This is a genomic window from Tenacibaculum geojense (assembly GCF_042676005.1).
Taxonomy (GTDB): domain Bacteria; phylum Bacteroidota; class Bacteroidia; order Flavobacteriales; family Flavobacteriaceae; genus Polaribacter; species Polaribacter geojense.
In genome coordinates, this window is the sequence record NZ_JBHTJR010000057.1 from 137,340 (window position 1) to 159,974 (window position 22,635).

The 22,635-nt window shown below is 32.2% G+C and carries 18 protein-coding genes; 10 read left to right on the forward strand and 8 right to left on the reverse strand.

What is annotated here, in order from left to right:
- The first annotated feature begins 3 nt into the window (after positions 1-3).
- The 7 genes from rplA to ACFQ1U_RS13545 all read left to right on the forward strand — a co-directional run bounded on the left by rplA (position 4) and on the right by ACFQ1U_RS13545 (position 12,398).
- Entirely contained in the window at positions 4-696 is a 693-nt protein-coding gene (gene rplA, locus ACFQ1U_RS13515) for a 50S ribosomal protein L1 (RefSeq protein ID WP_386109268.1), read from the forward strand.
- A 21-nt stretch (positions 697-717) separates the two neighbouring features.
- Complete coding sequence (gene rplJ, locus ACFQ1U_RS13520) at positions 718-1,233, forward strand: 50S ribosomal protein L10 (RefSeq protein WP_386109270.1); 516 nt, start codon at positions 718-720, stop codon at positions 1,231-1,233.
- A gap of 49 nt (positions 1,234-1,282) precedes the next feature.
- On the forward strand, positions 1,283-1,660 hold the full coding sequence (gene rplL / locus ACFQ1U_RS13525) for a 50S ribosomal protein L7/L12 (RefSeq protein WP_386109272.1): 378 nt from the start codon (positions 1,283-1,285) through the stop codon (positions 1,658-1,660).
- 248 nt (positions 1,661-1,908) lie between these two features.
- Positions 1,909-5,718 carry a DNA-directed RNA polymerase subunit beta gene (rpoB, locus tag ACFQ1U_RS13530; RefSeq protein WP_386109274.1) on the forward strand — a complete coding sequence of 1,270 codons (3,810 nt, stop codon included), beginning with the start codon at positions 1,909-1,911 and terminating at the stop codon, positions 5,716-5,718.
- Between the two features lie 99 nt (positions 5,719-5,817).
- Entirely contained in the window at positions 5,818-10,086 is a 4,269-nt protein-coding gene (gene rpoC / locus ACFQ1U_RS13535) for a DNA-directed RNA polymerase subunit beta' (protein WP_386109276.1), read from the forward strand.
- A 61-nt stretch (positions 10,087-10,147) separates the two neighbouring features.
- Positions 10,148-10,462 carry a DUF3467 domain-containing protein gene (locus tag ACFQ1U_RS13540; protein WP_386109278.1) on the forward strand — a complete coding sequence of 105 codons (315 nt, stop codon included), beginning with the start codon at positions 10,148-10,150 and terminating at the stop codon, positions 10,460-10,462.
- A 106-nt stretch (positions 10,463-10,568) separates the two neighbouring features.
- Complete coding sequence (locus ACFQ1U_RS13545; protein WP_386109280.1) at positions 10,569-12,398, forward strand: DUF885 domain-containing protein; 1,830 nt, start codon at positions 10,569-10,571, stop codon at positions 12,396-12,398.
- 63 nt (positions 12,399-12,461) lie between these two features.
- Here ACFQ1U_RS13545 and ACFQ1U_RS13550 read toward each other — a convergent pair whose 3' ends face one another.
- The 8 genes from ACFQ1U_RS13550 to ACFQ1U_RS13585 form a co-directional block, all read right to left on the reverse strand.
- Positions 12,462-13,178 carry a DUF4369 domain-containing protein gene (locus ACFQ1U_RS13550; protein WP_386109282.1) on the reverse strand — a complete coding sequence of 239 codons (717 nt, stop codon included), beginning with the start codon at positions 13,176-13,178 and terminating at the stop codon, positions 12,462-12,464.
- A gap of 63 nt (positions 13,179-13,241) precedes the next feature.
- Positions 13,242-14,636, reverse strand: a complete 1,395-nt coding sequence (locus ACFQ1U_RS13555; RefSeq protein ID WP_386109284.1) for a DUF819 family protein — start codon at positions 14,634-14,636, stop codon at positions 13,242-13,244.
- Positions 14,637-14,674: 38 nt separating this feature from the next.
- Positions 14,675-15,334, reverse strand: coding sequence for a DUF2490 domain-containing protein (locus ACFQ1U_RS13560; RefSeq protein ID WP_386109287.1), 660 nt, complete (start codon positions 15,332-15,334; stop codon positions 14,675-14,677).
- A 64-nt stretch (positions 15,335-15,398) separates the two neighbouring features.
- Entirely contained in the window at positions 15,399-18,572 is a 3,174-nt protein-coding gene (locus ACFQ1U_RS13565; protein WP_386109289.1) for a WD40/YVTN/BNR-like repeat-containing protein, read from the reverse strand.
- A 72-nt stretch (positions 18,573-18,644) separates the two neighbouring features.
- Positions 18,645-18,812, reverse strand: a complete 168-nt coding sequence (locus tag ACFQ1U_RS13570) for an Arc family DNA-binding protein (protein ID WP_386109291.1) — start codon at positions 18,810-18,812, stop codon at positions 18,645-18,647.
- Between the two features lie 58 nt (positions 18,813-18,870).
- The gene (locus ACFQ1U_RS13575) at positions 18,871-19,362 is read right to left on the reverse strand and encodes a hypothetical protein (protein ID WP_386109293.1); all 492 of its coding nucleotides are present in this window, start codon (positions 19,360-19,362) and stop codon (positions 18,871-18,873) included.
- A gap of 2 nt (positions 19,363-19,364) precedes the next feature.
- Complete coding sequence (locus ACFQ1U_RS13580) at positions 19,365-19,523, reverse strand: DUF4177 domain-containing protein (protein ID WP_386109295.1); 159 nt, start codon at positions 19,521-19,523, stop codon at positions 19,365-19,367.
- A 3-nt stretch (positions 19,524-19,526) separates the two neighbouring features.
- Positions 19,527-20,387, reverse strand: coding sequence for an SPFH domain-containing protein (locus ACFQ1U_RS13585; RefSeq protein ID WP_386109297.1), 861 nt, complete (start codon positions 20,385-20,387; stop codon positions 19,527-19,529).
- A 117-nt stretch (positions 20,388-20,504) separates the two neighbouring features.
- On the opposite strand from ACFQ1U_RS13585, the gene ACFQ1U_RS13590 reads away from it, so the two are divergent.
- From ACFQ1U_RS13590 to ACFQ1U_RS13600, 3 genes are all read left to right on the forward strand, one after another.
- Positions 20,505-21,293 (forward strand): S1/P1 nuclease, encoded by a 789-nt coding sequence (locus ACFQ1U_RS13590; protein WP_386109299.1) that lies wholly within the window; start codon positions 20,505-20,507, stop codon positions 21,291-21,293.
- A 103-nt stretch (positions 21,294-21,396) separates the two neighbouring features.
- Positions 21,397-21,936: a TlpA disulfide reductase family protein gene (locus ACFQ1U_RS13595; RefSeq protein ID WP_386109301.1), complete on the forward strand. Its 540-nt coding sequence runs from the start codon at positions 21,397-21,399 to the stop codon at positions 21,934-21,936.
- 12 nt (positions 21,937-21,948) lie between these two features.
- Entirely contained in the window at positions 21,949-22,569 is a 621-nt protein-coding gene (locus ACFQ1U_RS13600; RefSeq protein WP_386109303.1) for a thioredoxin family protein, read from the forward strand.
- Positions 22,570-22,635 lie beyond the last annotated feature (66 nt).

Consider the following 22,635-nt stretch of genomic DNA (forward strand, 5'->3'; position numbering starts at 1 on the left):
AACATGGCAAAATTGACTAAAAAACAAAAAGAAGCTCGTGCTAAAATTGATAGCTCTAAAGTTTACAATTTAAGTGAGGCATCAGCTTTAATAAAAGAAATCACTAACGTTAAATTTGATGCGTCTATCGACTTAGCAGTACGTTTAGGAGTAGATCCTCGTAAAGCAAATCAAATGGTACGTGGTGTTGTTACCTTACCACATGGTACAGGTAAAGATGTAAAAGTATTAGCATTAGTTACTCCAGATAAAGAAGCAGAAGCTAAAGAAGCAGGAGCAGATTATGTAGGTTTAGATGAATACTTACAAAAAATCAAAGGAGGTTGGACTGATGTTGATGTTATAATTACTATGCCTTCAGTTATGGGTAAATTAGGTCCTTTAGGTCGTGTATTAGGACCAAGAGGTTTAATGCCAAACCCAAAGACAGGTACAGTTACTATGGATGTAGCTAAAGCAGTACAAGAAGTAAAAGCTGGTAAAATTGACTTTAGAGTTGATAAAACTGGTATTGTACATGCAGCTATTGGTAAAGCGTCTTTCGATGCAGATAAGATTGCAGAGAACGCTAATGAATTAGTTCAAACACTTATTAAATTAAAGCCAACGGCAGCAAAAGGAACTTATATTAAAAGTATTTTCATGTCTTCAACTATGAGTCCTTCTGTTTCTGTAGATGTAAAATCTGTATCGTAAGGCAGTTAAAACTTTTCAATTATGACAAGAGAAGAAAAATCACAAGTAATTCAAGATTTAACAGCACAATTGGCAGATACTAATGTTATCTATTTAGCAGATATTTCTGGTTTAGATGCAGGTACTACATCAAACTTACGTAGAGCTTGTTTTAAAGCAAACGTACAATTGGCTGTTGTGAAGAATACATTGTTAGAGAAAGCAATGGAAGCTTCTGATAAAGATTTTGGAGAATTACCAACTGTATTAAAAGGTAATACTTCATTATTAATTGCTGAGGCTAGTAATGGTCCTGCAAAAGTTATTAAAGAATTCAGAAAGAAGTCTGAAAAACCTTTATTAAAAGGAGCTTTTGTAGAAGAAGCAATTTATATTGGTGATGATCAATTAGATACTTTAGTTAACATTAAGTCTCGTGAAGAGCTTATTGGAGATATTGTTACCTTATTACAATCTCCTGCTAAGAATGTTGTTTCAGCATTACAATCAGGTGGAGGTAAATTATCTGGTATCTTAAAGACATTATCAGAAAAATAATTAAGCGCACTAATAAACTAAATAATAAAATTTTCAAAAAACAATTAAAATGGCAGATTTAAAAGAATTCGCAGAACAATTAGTTAACTTAACAGTAAAAGAAGTTAATGAATTAGCTGATATCTTAAAAGAAGAGTATGGTATTGAGCCAGCAGCAGCAGCAGTAGCAGTAGCAGGTCCTGCAGGAGGAGCTGGTGGAGATGCAGCTGAAGAAAAAACTGAATTCGACGTAATCTTAAAAGCAGCTGGAGGTTCTAAATTAGCTGTTGTTAAGTTAGTAAAAGAATTAACTGGATTAGGATTAAAAGAAGCTAAAGAGATCGTTGATAGCGCTCCTAAAGCAGTAAAAGAAGGTGTATCTAAAGACGAAGCAGAAGGATTAAAGAAGTCTTTAGAAGAAGCTGGAGCTGAAGTAGAATTAAAGTAAGCTACATATCCCGATTTTAAAACGGGAAAAACAAATACAGGTTTAGGCGCTAAAGCAGTAATGCTTTAGCCCTAAACCATTTTGTGTATATAATCACGAAACAATTTGTTACAAAGTAAAATTTGTAATAACTTTATATTAAAATACTGATAATTAATCTATTAATTTCAGTTTTTTTACACCAGGTGTTGCATTACCCAAGTTCAAGGGTTGCATGAAAATATTTTTAATTAAAAATAGATACTCTTTTGGCAACGATAAAGACTACTGAAAGAATTAACTTCGCGTCATCACAATTAGGAACTGATTATCCAGACTTCTTGGATATTCAGGTAAAATCTTTCCAAGATTTTTTTCAATTACAAACTAAGGCTGAAGAACGTGGAGAAGAAGGTTTGTATAAAACCTTTATGGATAACTTTCCAATTACAGATACACGTAATCAATTCGTATTAGAATTTTTAGATTATTTTGTAGATCCTCCAAGATATAGCATTCAAGAATGTATCGAAAGAGGTTTAACTCATAGCGTACCTTTAAAAGCACGTTTAAAGTTATACTGTACAGATCCAGAACACGAAGATTTTGAAACTATTGTACAAGATGTTTATTTAGGTACTATACCTTATATGACAAATTCTGGTACATTTATTATTAACGGTGCAGAAAGAGTTGTAGTATCTCAATTACACCGTTCACCAGGGGTATTCTTTGGTCAATCTTTCCATGCTAATGGTACTAAGTTATACTCTGCAAGAGTTATTCCATTTAAAGGTTCATGGATAGAATTTGCTACAGACATCAATCAGGTAATGTATGCCTACATTGATAGAAAGAAAAAATTACCAGTAACTACGCTTTTCAGAGCTATCGGTTTTGAAAGAGATAAAGATATTTTAGAAATCTTCGATTTAGCAGAAGAAGTAAAAGTATCTAAAGCTGGATTGAAAAAAGTATTAGGACGTAAGTTAGCTGCGAGAGTATTAAAAACATGGTTTGAAGATTTTGTTGATGAAGATACAGGTGAAGTTGTATCTATTGAACGTAACGAAATTATTTTTGATCGTGATACCATTTTAGAGAAAGAACATATTGATGAAATAATCGAAGCTGGTGCGAAAACTATCTTATTACATAAAGAAGATAACCAGCAAGCAGATTATGCCATCATTCATAATACATTACAAAAAGATCCTACAAACTCAGAAAAAGAAGCTGTAGAACACATCTATCGTCAATTACGTAATGCAGAACCGCCAGACGAGGAAACTGCACGTGGTATTATAGATAAGTTATTCTTTTCTGAACAACGTTATAATTTAGGTGAAGTTGGTCGTTTTAGAATGAACACCAAACTAAACTTAAATGAAGATATCGACCAAAAGGTATTAACTAAGAACGATATTATTACTATTATTAAGTATTTAATTGAGTTAATCAATTCAAAGGCTGAAGTAGATGATATCGATCACTTATCTAATCGTCGTGTTCGTACAGTAGGTGAACAATTAGCAGGTCAATTTGGAGTTGGTTTAGCACGTATGGCACGTACAATTCGTGAAAGAATGAATGTACGTGATAACGAAGTTTTTACACCAATCGACTTAATTAATGCTAAAACATTATCGTCTGTAATTAACTCATTCTTTGGGACTAACCAGTTATCTCAGTTTATGGATCAAACAAACCCGTTAGCAGAGATTACACATAAGCGTCGTTTATCGGCATTAGGTCCTGGTGGTTTATCAAGAGAAAGAGCAGGTTTTGAGGTTCGTGACGTTCACTATACACACTATGGTCGTTTATGTCCGATTGAAACACCTGAAGGACCAAACATTGGTCTTATTTCATCGTTAGCAGTATATGCTAAGGTTAATAATTTAGGATTCATTGAAACTCCTTATAAAAAGGTTGATAATGGACAAGTTTCTTCTGAAGATCCAATCTATTTAAGTGCGGAGGAAGAAGAAGGAATGAAGTTTGCTCAATCTAACATTGAAGTTAAAGAAGACGGAACTATTGATAGAGAAAAAGTAATTGCACGTGAGGAAGGAGATTTCCCTGTAGTTACTCCAGATGTTGTTAATTATATGGACGTTGCTCCAAACCAGATAGCATCTATTTCTGCATCTTTAATTCCATTCTTAGAGCATGATGATGCGAACCGTGCATTAATGGGATCTAACATGATGCGTCAAGCAGTTCCATTATTACGTCCAGAATCACCTATTGTTGGTACAGGTTTAGAGCGTAGAGTAGCAAAAGACTCTAGAATTTTAATCAATGCTGAAAGAGCAGGTACCGTAGAGTATGTAGATGCAAATAAAATTACAATTAAGTACGATAGAACTGAAGAAGAGCGTTTAGTTAGCTTTGATTCTGATGAAAAATCATATGACTTAATTAAATTTAGAAAAACCAACCAAGGAACTAACATCAACTTAAAACCAATCGTAAGAAAAGGTGACAGAGTAGAAGAAGGTCAAGTTCTTTGTGAAGGTTATGCAACGCAACAAGGTGAGTTAGCTTTAGGTAGAAATATGAAAGTTGCCTTCATGCCTTGGAAAGGATATAACTTTGAGGATGCAATTGTGATTTCTGAAAGAGTTGTTCGTGAAGATGTATTTACCTCTATTCACATTGATGAATACTCATTAGATGTTAGAGATACCAAATTAGGAGCTGAAGAGTTAACTAATGATATACCAAACGTTTCAGAAGAGGCTACTAAAGATTTAGATGAAAATGGTATGATCCGTATTGGAGCAGAGGTTAATCCTGGTGATATTTTAATTGGTAAAATTACACCTAAAGGTGAATCAGATCCAACTCCAGAAGAAAAGTTATTACGTGCCATTTTTGGTGATAAAGCAGGAGATGTAAAAGACGCATCTTTAAAAGCTTCTCCATCATTAAGAGGTGTTGTAATTAATAAGAAATTATTTAAAAGAGCTGTTAAAGATAAGAACAAGAGAGCACGTGATAAAGAGGCTATTGCCGCTTTAGAAGCATCTTTTGTATCTAAGTTTGAAGGCTTAAAAGATATTTTAGTAGAAAAGTTATTTGGTTTAATTAGTGGTAAAACATCACAAGGAATTTTTAATGATTTAGGAGAAGAAGTATTTCCTAAAGGTAAAAAATTCACTCAAAAGATGTTAAATTCTGTTGATGACTTTACTCACTTAAGCGGAAGCTGGACTACTGATAAAGAATTAAATAAATTAGTTGGAGAATTAATTCACAACTATAAAATTAAGGTAAACGATCTTCAAGGAGTTTTACGTCGTGAGAAATTTACGATTTCTGTAGGAGATGAATTACCAGCAGGTATATTAAAGCTTGCTAAAATTTATATCGCTAAAAAACGTAAGTTAAAAGTTGGTGATAAAATGGCAGGACGTCACGGAAACAAAGGTATTGTTGCCAAAATAGTACGTGCTGAAGATATGCCATTCTTAGAAGACGGAACACCTGTAGATATCGTATTGAATCCATTAGGGGTACCTTCTCGTATGAACATCGGTCAGATTTATGAAACTGTATTAGGATGGGCAGGACAAAAATTAGGTCAAAAGTATGCAACACCAATTTTTGATGGAGCATCTTTAGATGAAATTAATGCCTTAACAGACGAAGCAGGAATTCCAAGATTTGGTCATACATACTTATATGACGGGGGTACAGGTAAACGTTTTGATCAACCAGCAACTGTAGGAGTAATTTACATGATCAAGTTAGGACACATGATTGAAGATAAAATGCACGCGCGTTCTATTGGTCCATACTCATTAATTACACAACAACCTTTAGGAGGTAAAGCACAGTTTGGAGGTCAGCGTTTCGGAGAAATGGAGGTATGGGCATTAGAAGCATATGGTGCATCTAGTATCCTACGTGAAATCTTAACTGTAAAATCTGATGATGTATTAGGTAGAGCTAAAACATACGAAAGTATTGTTAAAGGTGAACAAATGCCAGAACCAGGTTTACCAGAATCATTTAACGTATTAATGCACGAACTTAAAGGTTTAGGTTTAGACGTTAAATTAGAAGAATAAGTACAGTGAAATGTCTCTGAGTTCAAGCTCAGAGGCAAATCATTTTTTCAATATTAGTCTCTCAGAGACCGTCAATTTTTTTAATTCGAATCCATTATCATGGCAAGAAAGAACGAAAAATACACTGTTAAAAAGTTTAACAAAATTTCAATTGGTTTAGCTTCACCAGAATCTATTTTAGCAGCTTCTAAAGGAGAGGTTTTAAAACCAGAAACTATTAATTATCGTACGCACAAACCAGAAAGAGATGGTTTATTTTGTGAGCGTATCTTTGGTCCTGTAAAAGACTATGAGTGTGCGTGTGGTAAATATAAAAGAATTCGCTATAAAGGAATAGTATGTGATCGTTGTGGTGTTGAAGTAACTGAGAAAAAAGTTCGTAGAGACAGAGTAGGTCACATAAACCTTGTTGTACCAGTAGCACACATTTGGTACTTTAGATCATTACCTAACAAAATGGGATACTTATTAGGGTTACCATCTAAAAAGTTAGATATGATTATTTACTACGAGCGTTACGTAGTAATTCAGCCAGGTATGGCTAAAAATGCTGAAGGAGAGCCATTACAAAAAATGGATTTCTTAACAGAGGAAGAGTATTTAGATATTATAGATGCTTTACCACAGGATAATCAATATTTAGATGATTCAGATCCTAACAAGTTTATAGCTAAAATGGGAGCTGAATGTTTAATTGATTTATTAGAAAGAATTGATTTAGATCAACTTTCTTATGAATTAAGACATAAAGCAAATACTGAAACTTCAAAACAACGTAAAAACGAAGCTTTAAAGCGTTTAAATGTTGTGGAAGCATTTAGAGATTCTCAAAAAAATAGAGAGAATAACCCAGAATGGATGATTATGAAGGTAGTTCCGGTAATTCCACCAGAATTACGTCCATTAGTTCCATTAGATGGAGGTCGTTTCGCAACTTCAGATTTAAATGATTTATACCGTCGTGTAATCATCCGTAACAATCGTTTGAAAAGATTGATGGAGATTAAAGCTCCTGAAGTAATCTTACGTAACGAGAAACGTATGTTACAAGAATCTGTAGATTCATTATTTGATAACACGCGTAAATCATCAGCAGTAAAAACAGAATCTAACAGACCGTTAAAGTCTTTATCTGATAGTTTAAAAGGTAAGCAAGGACGTTTCCGTCAGAACTTATTAGGTAAACGTGTTGATTATTCTGCACGTTCTGTAATTGTTGTTGGACCAGAATTAAGATTATTTGAATGTGGATTGCCAAAAGATATGGCAGCAGAATTATACAAACCTTTTGTTATTCGTAAGTTAATAGAAAGAGGTATTGTAAAAACTGTTAAGTCTGCAAAGAAAATTATAGATAGAAAAGAGCCTGTAGTTTGGGATATTTTAGAAAATGTAATTAAAGGACACCCAGTTTTATTAAACCGTGCCCCAACCTTACACCGTTTAGGTATCCAAGCTTTCCAACCTAAATTAATTGAAGGTAAAGCTATTCGTTTACATCCATTAGCATGTTCTGCATTTAATGCGGATTTTGATGGGGATCAAATGGCGGTACACTTACCTTTAGGTCCAGAGGCTATTTTAGAAGCGCAATTATTAATGTTAGGGTCTCACAATATCTTAAATCCTGCAAATGGTGCTCCAATTACGGTACCGTCTCAGGATATGGTATTAGGGTTATACTACATGACTAAAGAGCGTAAATCTACTCCTGAATTAGAAATTAAAGGAGAAGGGTTAACTTTCTATTCACCAGAAGAAGTAATTATTGCTTATAACGAAGAAAGAGTTGACTTAAATGCTGGAATTAAAGTTAGAACTCAAGATTTTAACGAAGCTGGAGAATTAACTTTACAAATCATTGAAACTACTGTAGGTAGAGTATTATTTAACCAGGTAGTTCCAGAGGCAGCAGGATATGTAAACGAGGTTTTAACTAAGAAATCTTTACGTGGAATTATTGGAAACATTTTAAAGGTTACTGACATTCCATCTGTAGGTAAATTCTTAGATGAAATTAAAGATATGGGGTATAAGTTTGCATTCCAAGGAGGATTATCATTCTCTTTAGGAGATATTATTATCCCAGAAGAAAAACATGCAATGATTGCAGAAGCCAACCAAGAGGTGGATGGAATCATCATGAACTATAACATGGGTATGTTAACCCAAAAAGAACGATATAACCAGGTAATTGATGTATGGGGTTCTACAAACAATCGTTTAACAGAACTTTCTATGAAACGTTTACGTGAAGACCAACAAGGATTTAACTCAGTATTTATGATGTTAGATTCTGGAGCACGTGGATCTAAAGAGCAAATTCGTCAGTTAACAGGTATGCGTGGATTAATGGCAAAGCCTAAAAAATCTACAGCAAGTGGTGGAGAAATTATTGAAAACCCAATTTTATCGAACTTTAAAGAAGGTCTTTCAATTTTAGAATACTTTATTTCAACGCACGGTGCTCGTAAAGGTCTTGCCGATACAGCATTAAAAACAGCAGATGCTGGTTATTTAACGCGTCGTTTAGTAGATGTATCTCAAGATGTAATTGTAAATGAAGAGGATTGTGGTACATTAAGAGGTTTAGAAGTTACACCATTAAAGAAAAATGATGAAATCGTTGAGTCTTTATCAGATCGTATTGAAGGACGTGTATCTTTACATGATGTGTATGACCCAACTTCTGACGATGTTTTAGTTAAAGCAGGTGAGTTAATTACAGAAACTTTAGCTAAAATTGTAGAAGCATCTGGAATAGATAGAGTAGAAGTTCGTTCACCATTAACATGTGAGGCAGAATCAGGTATTTGTGCACAATGTTATGGTAAGAGTTTATCTACAAACTCTAAAGTACAAAAAGGTGAAGCAGTTGGAGTAATTGCAGCACAATCTATTGGAGAGCCAGGTACACAGTTAACATTACGTACTTTCCACGTTGGAGGGGTAGCAGGAAACATTTCTGAAGAGAATACCATGTCTGCTAAATTTGATGGTGATGTTAAGATTGAAGATTTAAGAACTGTAAAAGGTAAAGACAATCAAGGAGAAGAAGTAGATATTGTTATTTCACGTACTGCTGAAATCAAGATTATTGATAAACGTACAGGTATTACATTAAGTACAAATAACATTCCTTACGGATCTATTATTTTTGATAAAGATAGAGATACAATTAAAAAAGGAGATGCAATTTGTCAATGGGATCCATTTAACGGTGTGATTGTATCAGAATTCTCAGGAAAAGTTAAGTTTGATAACTTAGAGCAAGGTGTTAACTACTTTGTAGAGATTGATGAACAAACAGGTTTCCAAGAAAAAGTTATTACTGATTCTAAGAACAAAAAGATTATCCCATCTTTAATTATTGAAGATGCTGATGGTAATGCATTACGTTCTTACAGTTTACCAGTTGGAGCACAGTTAATGGTAGATAATGGTGAAAAAGTAGAAACAGGTAAAACATTAGTTAAAATACCTCGTAAGTCTGGTAAAGCAGGAGATATTACTGGAGGTTTACCTCGTGTAACAGAATTATTTGAAGCACGTAATCCATCTAACCCAGCAGTAGTTGCTCAAATTGATGGTGTGGTAACATTTGGTAAGATTAAGCGTGGTAACCGTGAGATCATTGTTGAGTCTAAAACAGGAGAAATTAAAAAGTATTTAGTAAAGCTTTCTAATCAAATCTTAGTTCAAGAAAACGACTTTATCAAAGCAGGTATGCCATTATCTGATGGAGCAATTACACCAGAAGATATCCTTAAAATTAAAGGACCATCTGCAGTACAAGAGTACTTAGTAAACGAAATTCAAGAAGTATACCGTTTACAAGGTGTAAAGATTAACGATAAGCACTTTGAAGTTGTTGTTCGTCAAATGATGCGTAAAGTAAGAATTATTGATTCTGGAGATACTTTATTCTTAGAAAATCAATTGATACATAAGAATGATTTTATCAAAGAGAATGATAAGATTTACGGAATGAAAGTAATTGAAGACGCTGGTGATTCTGATAACTTAAAGTTAGGACAAATAGTTTCAGCTCGTGAGTTACGTGATGAAAACTCTATCTTACGTAGAGCAGATAAAAACTTAGTAGTAGCTAGAGATGCTGAACCAGCAACTGGAGATCAAGTTTTACAAGGTATTACTAGAGCTTCGTTACAAACTAAGTCGTTTATTTCTGCTGCATCGTTCCAGGAAACAACTAAGGTATTAAATGAAGCCGCAGTAAACGGTAAAATAGATACTTTAGATGGATTGAAAGAAAACGTAATTGTTGGTAAGCGTATACCAGCAGGTACAGGAATGAAAGACTACGAAAAGATCATAGTAGGGTCTAAAGAAGAAATAGAAGATTAATAATAATCAATAAGAAAAGACCTCTTTTTAAGAGGTCTTTCTTTTTTTTAATAATATTTACATGGAAGATCATAAAAATAAAGAGCCTCAATTAAATATTGAGTTAGATCAAGATATTGCAGAAGGAACCTATAGTAACTTAGCTATTATTAATCATTCTGTATCTGAGTTTATTGTAGATTTTATCAATATTATGCCAGGAGTACCTAAAGCAAAGGTGAAATCTAGAATAATACTTACACCACAACATGCAAAAAGATTGACAAAAGCATTAGCAGATAATGTACGTAAGTTTGAACAAGCTCATGGCGAAATTAAAGATTATGAACAGCCGCCTATTCCAATGAATTTTGGAGGTACTACAGGTGAAGCCTAAACTATATAACCGAAACATTTGTTTCGGTTTTTTTATATTTAAGAAAAAGCTATGTATAAACGAGTGTTGTAAAATTTGTATCTTTCAGCATCAAATCAATATCAACATGAAAAAAAATATAGTAAAATTAGCTACTATAGCAGGTTTTGCAGTATTTACGTCTTGTAAAGAAACAACAACCAAAACATCTTATTCAGATGAAGAGATTCAGAAAGAATCAGCCAAAGTAAACGCTTATTTTCAAAAGAAGTTCGACGAAAAATTAGATCGAAGCCCAATGTATCAAACCTATTTAGGTATTAAAAAAGATGCTGATAAATGGGACGATATTTCAGATGATTTTGCAGACAAAGAATTGGCTTTAACTAAAGAAGCACTTCAATGGATTAATGATTCTGTTAATGTAGCTGCTTTAAATGCAGATGCTAAACTTAGTTACACATTATTTAAGCAAACTCTAGAAAATGCAATAGAGGATGATGCTTATAGAAGATATAAATATCCTGTAAACCAAATGCATGGTATGCAAGCTGAAATACCAGCATTTTTAATTAACATGCATCAAATAAACTCTAAAGAAGATGCAGAAAACTACATTGCAAGGTTACAAGGTATTGAGCCATTATTTAATCAATTATCAGATAACTTAAAAAAGAATCAAGAAGCAGGTATAATGATACCTAAGTTTGTTTTTGCAAAAGTGTTAGACGATTCCAGAAATATAATTAAAGGAGAGCCATTTGATAATTCAGGTAAGAAAAGTACTTTATATAACGATTTTGAGTCTAAAGTATCAAAATTATCTATTGACGAAGCTGATAAAACAACATTATTAACTAATGCAAAAGAAGCTTTAAAGGGAGCTGTTTATAATGGTTATTCTAAATTGATAGCAACATTGGAGGCGCAAGAAAAAGAAGCAACTACAGATGATGGCGCATGGAAGTTTCCTAATGGAGCTGCCTATTATAATCATTTCTTAAAAAGAACAACCACTACCAATTTAACTGCAGATGAGATTCATGAAATTGGTTTAAAAGAAGTTAAAAGAATTCATGGAGAAATGGAAGCTATCAAGAATAGAGTAGGTTTTGAAGGTAGTTTGCAAGACTTTTTTAAATTTATGAAAACAGATAAGCAGTTTTACTATCCTGCAACAGAAGAAGGACGAACTGCTTATATGAATAAAGCAACAAAAATTATTGATAGTATGAAAACTCGTTTAGATGAGTTATTCATCACTAAGCCAAAAGCTGATTTACAGGTAAAAGCTGTTGAAGCTTTTAGAGAAAAATCTGCTGGAAAAGCTTTTTATCAACAACCAGCATTAGATGGATCAAGACCAGGTACATACTATGCTAATATGTATGATATGGAAAGTATGCCTACTTATCAAATGGAAGCATTAGCTTACCATGAAGGTATTCCTGGACATCATATGCAGATTGCCATCGCTCAAGAATTAAAAGATGTACCAATGTTTAGAAAGTTTGGACGTTACACTGCTTACGTTGAAGGCTGGGGGTTATATTCTGAATTAATTCCTAAGGAAATGGGCTTTTATGCTGACCCTTATTCTGATTTTGGTAGATTAGCTATGGAGTTGTGGAGAGCTTGTCGTTTAGTTGTAGACACAGGAATTCATACTAAAAAATGGACTCGAGAAGAAGGTATTAAATATTATACCGATAATACTCCTAACGCAGAATTAGATGCTATTAAAATGGTAGAACGTCATATTGTAATGCCAACGCAAGCTACTGCATATAAAATAGGAATGTTGAAAATAGTTGAACTACGAGAAAAAGCTAAAAAAGCACTAGGAGATAAATTTGATATTAGAAAATTTCATGATGTGGTGCTAACCAACGGACCATTACCTCTTAATATTTTAGAAGATAAGGTAGACCAATATATTGCTTCTGAACAAGCATAAATATTATAAAAAAAACCGTTGATTCAATCAACGGTTTTTTTATTACAATAATAGAGTTATTATTTATTCTGCTGCTTCAGTAGTGGTTTCAGAAGTTTTAACTTCATTAATAAATTTCTGAAGTTTTTTACCATACTCAGAAGCTTTAATTTTTTCTGTTAAGCTATTATTAATAGTATCTAATAAATAGATATTAGCATCAAATAATTCTGATAAAGCAATATAAGGTGCAGCCTCACTATCTGGGTTAGCTACAGCAAAGTTTGTTGTAAATAAATAACGACGACGTACTAGTTTTTTATATTCTTTTTCTAAACTATCTATAACTGCTTCATCTTTTTGTGCTCTAGCTTCAATATCTTTAGCAATAAAATCTAATCTTTTTAATTTAAACTGCTGATTAATTTCATTGAACTTATCAATTAATTCTTGATTTTTTGACCCAGAAATTACAGGTTTAAAACCAAACTCTTCAACATTATCATTTATAGTAATTTCTCCTTTTTCTCCAAAAAACATTAATTTTTTTTGTTGTTTATTACCATCAAAAGTTAAGTAGTACATTACAGGAGATTCAACATTATCAGATAATAAAAAAGAATCATCACCAAACAATTGAATAGAGTCTACAGTAACTAAAACTGTATCATTCATTTTCTGTAAGTATAAAGTTCCTTTTTTTAATCCTTTAATTTGACCTTTTACTACCATGTTCCCTTGTTTTTTACCACAAGCAATTACTAAAGTAGTAAAAACTAAAGCCGCTAAAATTTTCTTCATTGTATCTAAATAAATTATCGATTGCAAATATGCAGAATTTTTATGTATTAATAGGGGTACTTTTTAACTAACCCATTTCATGAATATTGCACAGGCATAGGCTCCGTATGTACCAAGTGCATAGCCAAGTACAGCTAATAATACTCCTACAGGAGCTAATGATGGATGAAATGCACCCGCTACAACTGGAGCAGAAGCAGCGCCTCCAATATTTGCCTTAGATCCTACCGCCAAGAAAAAGTAGGGAGCTCTTATAATTTTTGCTACTAAAAATAATAGGCCTACATGAATTATCATCCAAACAAAACCAATGGCAAATAAACTGATGTTTTCTACGATGGCATTTAAATTCATTTTCATACCAATTGAAGCAACAAGTATGTATATGAATAGAGAACCTATTTTACTAGCACCAGCTCCTTCAAAATTTCTAATTTTAGTAAAAGATAAAATAACTCCAAAACTAGTTGCAATAATTATTAGCCAGAAGAATGAGCTTCCTAAACCAAAATCGACCAAAGCAGGAGCATTATTTTTTATCCAACTTCCTAAATTATCACCAATCCAATGACCTACAGAGGTAATTCCGAAGGCAATACCCGTTAATAAAATTAAATCATAAAAAGTGGTTACTTTTGCTGTTTCTTGAGTAAACTTCTCCATTTTATTTTTTAAAGTTGTAATGGCGCTATTATCAGCTTTTAACCATTTGTCAACTTTATCAGAATTAGCAACACCAAGTAATAAAAATGCCATCCACACTTCAGCTACAAGTACATCTACAACAGCCATTATACTAAATAAACTATCACTAACTTCCCATTGTTCTTTCATAGCAAGTTGATTGGCGCTACCTCCAATCCAGCTTCCAGCTACCGTACTTAAACCTTTCCACAATTCTGTACCTTGTACGTTAATTAATATATCTGGAGCTACAAAATTAAAAAATACAATTGCTAATGGACCACCAATCATAACACCTAAAGTTGCAGTTAAAAACATTATTAATGCTTTTGGACCTAGTTTAAAAACACCTTTTAAATCAATACTTAATGTCAGTAAAACCAATGATGCGGGCAGTAAAAACCTTGAAGCGATGTAATAAATTTTACTTCCACCTATAAATTTAGAGTATTCACTAGCTGGAATATTATTAGTATTGATGTAATTTTTTAAAGATTTAAGATTAGTAACACCTTCTAAATTGTTATAAATTGACTGTAAGTGAGTAATGGTAGCGTTTACATCTATCCATTTATCAGCTATTAACCCCAAAGAGCTAAAAATTGATGGTACAAAATAACAAAGTAGCAACGCTGGAACTATTTTGTAAAATTTAGAGAATTTAGGATGGTTTGAGGTATAAAAAATACCTGAAAGTATTACGCATAAAACACCAAAAATTATAGTATCTGAAGCAAATACAGGAATATCATTATTGATTTCTGAAATATTCATAGAAAAATTATTTGGGCTGAATTTAGTAAAAAATTAAATTATTTCTTTTTAAAATGATTGGTGTTAATGGCAAAACCAACTTGGATTCTGTGAAAATCTCCTACTTCATTCACATTAATTTTTTGATAACCCAATTGTAGTTTTACTGTTTTAGAGAGTTGATATTTAGCACCAATACCTGACCAATTTTGATTATAGGCTTCTTCATTAAAATCAAAAAAAGTTTCACTATAAAAATAAGCAGACCATTTATGATTTATAGGATGTGAAAACCCAATTTGATAACGTAAAAAATGATCGAAAATATCATTAAAGAATCGTTGTTCAGCTCTAAATCTGTGCGCTATTTTTAATTTCTTTAACGCATGTTTTACATTAAAATCTTGATATATTCTATGTTCATTGGTAGTGCCTCCTTTAATTTGGTAGGTGTCATCTGTATTTAAAAAGGCATACCCACCGGTTGCAGATAATGTATTATTAATTTTATAAGTTGCTCCAAATCTACCAATGAATTGTTGTAAATCATCGCCTACTTCAAAAAATCTAAAGTGAGCCATAGATTTTATACTTATTCTATTTGAGATTTGATGACTTCCATTGTACATATACCATACACCTAATTCGTTTTTAGGATTGGTTTGAGCTGTAATTTGATGAATAGTAAGAAATATTAATAGTAGTAGTAGTTTTTTCATAGGTTGAAAATAAAAAAAATCCTTCAAAAAAATTCGAAGGATTTTTAATTGATTAATTTTAAGTTTAGTTTAAACTAAATGTTTTGATATCTTTAAAAGGAGAAATGGTAATAGTATTTGCTTTGTTTTTATACGTTTGCCATTCAGTATTAAAGAAAGTATTTGTTTTACTTAAAGCATCTTTTAAAGAATTTTTAAATTGATTTACAAGTTGTGTTTCTGTAGCAGTTTGAGCACCATATCGACTACCGATATACCTTCTCGCTAACTGTAATCGTTGGTTAACATTTACCTCAGGGCTACGAATAATACCTTGTCTTTTATCAACTTTACCTAGGTAAATAGCTAATAACTCATCTATTTTCTTAACTACTTCTTTAGAGGCATCAATAGTTTCTTTGTATTTATCTTTATCTTCTTTAGATAAATTTTTCTTATAGTCTTCCGCTATATTTTTACTCTCTACCAACTGTTTAACAACATCTGCTAAAATTTGCTGATCAGATTCTAATGCTTTCAAAGCATCATATTGCGCATTAATATTAGCTGAGCTATTTCCAAGGCGAGGATCATATGAAACTGTAATTTTTTGTTCTGAAACAACATCACCATAAGTAAGTTTTAAATTATAAGTACCAGGCTTAACTGTTACTCCTCTAGGTTCATAAGTTTGCTTTCTAATTCTTCTTGAAGGTCTGCTTACACCTTTTTCACCTAATCCCCAGTACATTTTATGAATTCCGTTTTCTTTTGGAGCTTTTTGCTTTAAAGTTCTTATTAAACGAGTTCCATCATAAATTTCTAATTTAATAGAATCTAATTTTACCTTTTTAGAGCCTTTTACATTTTTCTCAGCATCTTTACCTACTTCTGGTTTATTAATTAAGTAAGAAATCATGGCTCCTCGTCTTCTATTTTCTCCATTATATAAAGCATCTGCTCCAAACCTGCTTCCTGTTGGTTGTTGGTAAGCAGCAAGGTATGCTGTTGGAGGTTCAAATAAATTTACTGTACTATTTTTCACAGAAGGATTACTTGCTAATTCTCTTAAAGGTCTAATATCATCTAAAACCCAAGCAGCTCTTCCAAAAGTACCAATTACTAAATCATGTTCACGCGGATGAATTACTAGATCTTTTACAGAAACTGTAGGAAAGCCCTGAGTCCATTTTTTCCAACTTTTCCCAGCGTTTATTGATACATATAAACCATCATCTGTTCCTAAAAATAAAAGGTTTTTAGTTACAGGGTCTTCTACTATACATAGAGCGTAGCTAATTACATCATTTTCATCCACAATACGCTCCCATGTTTTACCATAGTTTTTTGTACGGTAGGTATACGGTTTATAGTTAAACCTTCTATAATCATTAGCTACCAATAAAGCCTCACCTTTGTTTTTATTAGATGCTTTAATTTGGGTAATCCAGCTATTTTCTGGTAATCCTTTTAAATTTTTAGAAACATTTGTCCAATTTCCACCTCCATTTTTAGTAACATGAACTTGTCCATCATCTGTAGCTGCCCATATCATATCTTTTTCGATAGGAGATGGCTCGATTACTAATACTGTACAATGGTTTTCGGCGCCTGTTGCATCAAGAGTAAGGCCACCGCTTTCTGCTTGTTTCTGTTTGTTTTTATCGTTAGTTGTTAAATCTGGCGATATAACAGACCATGTTAATCCCTTATCAGTAGATTTATGTACGAATTGACTTCCAAAATAAAGAGTATTATTATCAAACGGATCAATATTAATAGCTGCATTCCAGTTAAATCTTAATTTAACATTTGGATTTGGATGAGTTGGTCTAACAGTATAATTGTTTCCTGTTAAATAATCATATCTTGATACATAACCTTGCTGACTCATAGACCAACCAAAGCGTGAATCTTCTTTATCAGGTACAACATCAAAACCATCACCAAAACTAATTTCTTGCCAGTAAGAGTTTCTTATTCCCTGAGCTTTCCATACATAAGCAGGACCTCTCCAAGACCCATTATCTTGCATACCACCGTAAACGTTGTAAGGATATTCATTGTCTACATTGATATGATAGAATTGAGCTACTGGTAAATTACCAATAAATCGCCAAGTTTTTCCACCATCTTTTGTAATGTTAAGACCTCCATCGTTACCATCAATCATAAATTTACCATCCTCAGGGTGAATCCACCATGCATGATGATCTGGATGTACACCATTATCTGCTCCGTATGCAGGCATTAATTGTTTAAAACTTTTACCCCCATCTTGAGAAACGTTTACATAGGTGAAAATGCTAAAAAGTCTGTTTTCATTTTCAGGATCAGCATAAATTTCAGAATAATAAAAAGGTCTATTTCCAATACCAGGTTTATCATTTACCTTTTTCCATGTAAAACCACCATCTTCACTTTTGTATAAAGCATTTTTTTTAGCTTCTACTAATGCATAAACAACATCGGGGTTACTTCTTGCAATAGCAATACCAATTCGCCCTAAGTCCCCTTTAGGAAAGCCTTCTTTTTCTGTAATTTTCTTCCAGTTTTCACCACCATCATGAGTTATGTAAAGTCCACTAGCACCACCTGATTTAAAAAACCATGGATCACGTTTGTGTTCCCACATTGCTGCCATTAATTTATTAGGATTAGATGGATCCATCACTAAGTCTGCAGCTCCTGTTTTATTATTGTTATATAAAATCTGTTTCCAGGTTTTTCCTCCATCAGTAGTTTTATATACACCTCTTTCTTTATGTTCACCCCAAGGAGAGCCAATAGCGGCTGCATACACAATGTTAGGATTTGTAGGATCTATAATAACACGATGAATATGACGTGTTTTCTCTAATCCCATTAATTTCCAGGTTTTTCCAGCATCAAGAGATCGATAAATACCGTATCCACCATTTAAACTATTTCTTGGATTTCCTTCACCTGTTCCAACCCAAATAACACTTGGGTTACTTTGTTGTATAGCAACGGCACCAATAGAGGCGGTAGCTTCGTTTTCAAAAATAGGTTCCCATTTGATTCCTCCAGATGTAGATTTCCAAACTCCACCAGAAGCAGTACCCACATACATTATATTTGGATTTTGGGTAACAACATCAATAGCTGTTACACGTCCACTCATTCCTCCGGGACCAATATTTCTAGGTTTCATGTTTTTTACAAGATCCATAGATAATTCTTGTCCTAAAACAGTAGAAACCGCAATAAGTAATAAGAAAGTAAATATTTTTTTCATAAAATGAATTAGTTGATTTGGTCTTAAAAATACAGCTTATTCATTTTAAATTTCTTAAAAAAGTGTTAACGCCTAATCGTCAGTGTTTTTTTTGGGTGCTCTGTTGGCTTCTTTTAGAGCTTGCATAAGCATCCATTCAATTTGTCCGTTAGTTGAACGAAACTCATCACCAGCCCATTTTTCAATAGCTTTTAGCATATCTTCATTTATTCTTAGCGCAAATGCTTTCTTTTTAGCCATTTTATTTTTTTTACGAATTTACTAATGATTAAAACATTATAAATTGTAGTTAAACCTATTATTTATTTTTAAAATATTTGTTGATTGTGTTATCGGCTTCAGTTTGTTTTTGAGTACCAATTAAAATTTTTTTACCATTTTTTAATTCTATTTGAATACCTATGCTGCCACTTACATTATAGGCACTGCCATTGTTATTCCAGAACAATCCTGACCTTAATCCCCAACCGCCGTATTCATTAATAGCATCATAATTTCTTGTGTAAATTGATTTAATTTGATGCCAATTTATTACTTTATATGATAGGTGAAATGGAAAAAACTGATAGTGTAATCCAACACTATCAATTTTAGTTTTTAGTTTTAACAAGAACAGGAATAACGTTGTACTAAAAATTATTAGCATAAATATAGAGTAAGAAAATACAGTAGTTTTATTTTCAATAAGTTGTTTGGTTAACAAAAATATTGATGGGATTAATCCTAATAAAACGAGTTTAAATACCCAAAATTTAATAAAGGATTGTTCTTCTTTAAAACTTTTTTTCATGGTTACCTGTTTTTGTCTCTTTCAAATACTATTCTAAAAGAACTTTCTGCAATTTCTATGGCTTTCCAACCTTGTCTTCCATATTCATTTAAAACATCTTCTAAACGTTGATTATTTTTACTAAAGCCAGGCTTCCAATCAACTACTTTATATTCTTTCATCTTTTAATGATTTAATGTACCAGTATTAACCACTGGAGAAGCCTCTTTATCACCACATAGAATAACTAATAAATTACTTACCATTGCTGCTTTTCTTTCTTCATCAAGTTCAACAATTTCTTTTTTATTAAGTTCTTCTAGTGCCATTTCTACCATATCTACAGCTCCTTGTACAATTTTATGACGAGCTGCCACTATAGCAGTAGCCTGTTGTCTTTTAAGCATAGCATTGGCAATTTCTTGAGCATATGCTAAATAACCAATTCTTGCTTCTAAAACTTCAATACCAGCAATAGCCAATCGTTCTTCTAATTCTTTTTCTAATGTTTCACTAACTTCATTAACACTTGATCTAAGTGTGATATCTTCTTCATGCCCTTCGTCAGCAAAATTATCGTACGGATACATGCTAGCTAGTTTTCTAACAGCAGCATCTGTTTGAACTCGAACAAAATTTTCATAATTATCTACATCAAAAGCAGCTTTATAAGTATTGGTAACTCTCCATACTAAAATAGTACTAATCATAACTGGGTTACCTAGTTTATCGTTAACTTTTAACCTTTCACTATCAAAATTGCTAGCACGTAAAGATATTTTTTTCTTTGTAAAGAAAGGGTTTGCCCAATACAAACCATTTTGTTTAATAGTACCAATATACTTTCCAAACAGAAGGATTACTTTAGAAGTATTGGGGTTAACTAAAATAAAACCAGCAAGCATAAACAATGAAGCTAAAGTTATAAATATAAACCATCCGTTTTTTAAGTGTACCATAGTAGCTATGCTTCCAAAAAACAAAATAAAGAATAACAAAAGCATTAGATATCCGTTGGCAGGCTTGAAAATTTTTTCTTGTTCCATAATAGAGTTTTTATAATGATATTAAAATGATATCGTAAATATATTAAAAATATTTTTTGATTATCAAATATTTAAAAAATATTTTCTTTTTAATTTAGCACCTTAAAACAAACCACAATGAATAAAAAATACTTACTGTTATTAATTTTTATCTGTACTATTAATTTTTCTTTTGCTATTAATACAGATGATTTTTGGGGACAAACAGGTCATAGAGCAACTGGTAAAATAGCAGAGAAACATTTAAAAAGTAGAGCTAAAAGAAAAATTGAAAAGTTATTACAAGGTGAAAGTTTGGCTTTTGTGTCTACTTACGCAGATGAGATTAAGTCAGACAAAAGTTTTAGAAAATATTCTTCTTGGCATTATGTAAACATGCCTTTAGATGGTGATTATGTAACAGCAGAGAAAAACCCTAAAGGAGATTTAGTTACTGGAATAAACCAATGCATTAGTGTTTTAAAAGATGATAATGCTACTGATAAAGACAAACGCTTTTTTTTAAAAATGTTAGTGCATTTAGTTGGTGATTTACATCAGCCAATGCATATTGGTAGAAGAGAAGATAAGGGAGGAAACACAATTCAAGTACAATGGTTTAAGCAAGGTACTAACTTACATAGTGTATGGGATACTAAAATGATTGAAGAGTGGAACATGAGTTATTTAGAATTAGCTAACAATACCAAACAGTTGAGTAAAGAAGAAATTAAGGCGATTCAGTCAGGTACTGTAATAGATTGGGTAAAAGATACACATGCGATAACTAAAAAAGTATACAATTCTGTAGAAATTGGAGAGAATTTGAAATACAGATATTCTTATGATTATTTTCCTGTTGTAAGACAACAATTACAAAAAGGCGGAATTAGACTAGCGAAAATTTTAAATGAAATTTTTTGTTAATAACTATCATTTTAAACGACCAAAGCCTCTGTAACAAGAGGCTTTTTTTGTTAAAAGAAGTTAATCTTTTACAACTAATTAGTGTATTGCATAATTTTATAGTATGAGAATTAAATTAATGATTGTAGCTGTAATAGTCTTATTTACAGCATGTAAACAAGAGAGAAAAGAGTCAGATAGTATTCAAACTTCTTCTGAAAAAGTTACTGAAGTAACTAAAACTTTTGGTATTAATACCTATAATTATGATGGGTTAGCTCCTTTAATCAACAAAAAAGGAGATAAAACATACATTGTTAATTTTTGGGCTACATGGTGTAAACCTTGCGTAGATGAGCTTCCTTATTTTGAAAAAATTAATCAGGAGTACAAAGATAAAAATGTTGAGGTTTTATTAGTTAGTCTAGATTTTCCAAATGAGGTTGAAAAGGAATTATTACCTTTTTTAAAAGATCACAATATAACAAGCGAAGTTGTTTTATTTGATGATCCAAACCAAAATGAATGGATAAATAAAATAAATCCAACATGGTCAGGTTCATTACCAGCCACAATTATATACAATAAAAACTCTAGAAAGTTTTATGAAAAGCCTTTTGAGTATGAAGAGCTAGAAAGCGAATTAAATCAATTTTTAAATTAATAAATAACTATTATGAAAACTTTTAAAAGCGTATTAGTAGTAGCTGTTGTTTTATTAACAGTGGCATTTACTGTAAAAACTGCTGAGAGCGGTTACCAAGTAGGAGATAAAGTGGATGGTTTTAAGTTAAAAAATATAGATAATTCTATGGTGTCATTATCAGATTATAACGATGCAAAAGGAGTTATAGTGGTATTTACTTGTAATCATTGTCCGTATTCAAAAATGTATGAAGACAGAATCATTGCGTTAGATAAAAAATATAAAGAAAAAGGATTTCCTGTGGTAGCAATTAACCCTAATGATCCAGCTGTTTCAGCAGGTGATGATTTTGAATCTATGAAAGAAAGAGCAAAATCTAAAGGTTTTACTTTTCCATATTTATTTGATGATGGACAAAAAGTATATCCAAAGTTTGGAGCAACCAGAACTCCGCATGTATTTGTTTTAAATAAAGAAAAAGCAGATAATTTTCTTGTTTCTTATATTGGAGCCATAGATAATAATGCTAGAGATGCTGCAAGCGCTGATGAATTTTATGTAGAGGATGCTGTAAATAATTTATTAGCAGGTAAAAAGCCTGCAACTACATCAACCAAAGCAATAGGTTGTAGTATAAAAGTTGCAAAATGAGTCGTCCTAAAATAGGTTGACAGTTTTAAAAAATATATTTAAACCAGAGAAGCTAGCTTCTCTGGT